Source organism: Klebsiella sp. 141240, assembly GCF_050600805.1.
Taxonomy (GTDB): domain Bacteria; phylum Pseudomonadota; class Gammaproteobacteria; order Enterobacterales; family Enterobacteriaceae; genus Klebsiella; species Klebsiella aerogenes.
In genome coordinates, this window is the sequence record NZ_JAQIRK010000054.1 from 1 (window position 1) to 945 (window position 945).

Below are 945 nucleotides of genomic sequence, written 5' to 3' on the forward strand. Positions count from 1 at the left end.
GACGTTCACTTTTCAGCAATGAACGGACCAGCACTGAAACCTGTACTTTGCCCAGCTTCAGGGAGCCAGCGGTCCGGATCATTTCGTCCCACTGAAGGACTATTTTTCGGGGATCTGATTGCCCTCTGGCAATATCATTCAGCACGCCATAGTCGGCATCATGGTCCATTCGCCAGAAAACCGAAGCACCGGCATCAGCCAGGCGTGGAGAAAACTGGTATCCCAGCAGCCAGAAAAGGCCAAAGACAAGTTCGCTGGCACCTGCTGTATCGGTCATAATTTCGGTTGGATTCAGCCCGGTCTCCTGTTCCAGAAGACCTTCCAGCACAAAGATAGAGTCCCTCAGCGTCCCCGGTATAACGATGCCATGAAAGCCGGAATACTGATCGGACACAAAGTTGTACCAGGTGATCCCTCTGTTATTACCAAAGTATTTGCGGTTCGGTCCGGCATTGATTGTTCTGACTGGCGTAACAAAGCGCATTCCATCTGCAGATGCCACTTCTCCTCCACCCCATATCTGTGCCAGTGGCAGCGTTGCCTGAAAATCAACCAGTCTGGCATTAGCGCTGGTGATAGTTTCAGCCCGCAGATAGTTCGCTTTTGTCCAGTTCAGCCGGTGTCGGGTCAGTGCAGGAACATTTGATCTGATCAGTGGTTCCAGACCGATATTGCAGGCTTCAGCCATCAGCACGGCGCTGATGCTGACGGGCAGATCATCAACTCTGGCACTGGCTTCACTAGCATGGAAAAACTCATCAGCAAATCCGGTATGGGCGTTAATTTCGAGCAGCAACTCCGTTAAATCCACCGGAGGGAGTAGATCACTGATCATTTTGCTCAGTCGTTTCGGCACTGTTGCAAATAGTCGGTGGTGATAAACTTATCATCCCCTTTTGCTGATGGAGCTGCACATGAACCCATTCAAAGGCCGGCATTTTCAGC

1 pseudogene is annotated in these 945 nt (G+C 51.1%); it reads right to left on the reverse strand.

The window, feature by feature from the left end:
- Positions 1 to 832, reverse strand: a pseudogene (locus PGQ95_RS26275) (Tn3 family transposase); the annotation flags it as partial.
- Positions 833 to 945 lie beyond the last annotated feature (113 nt).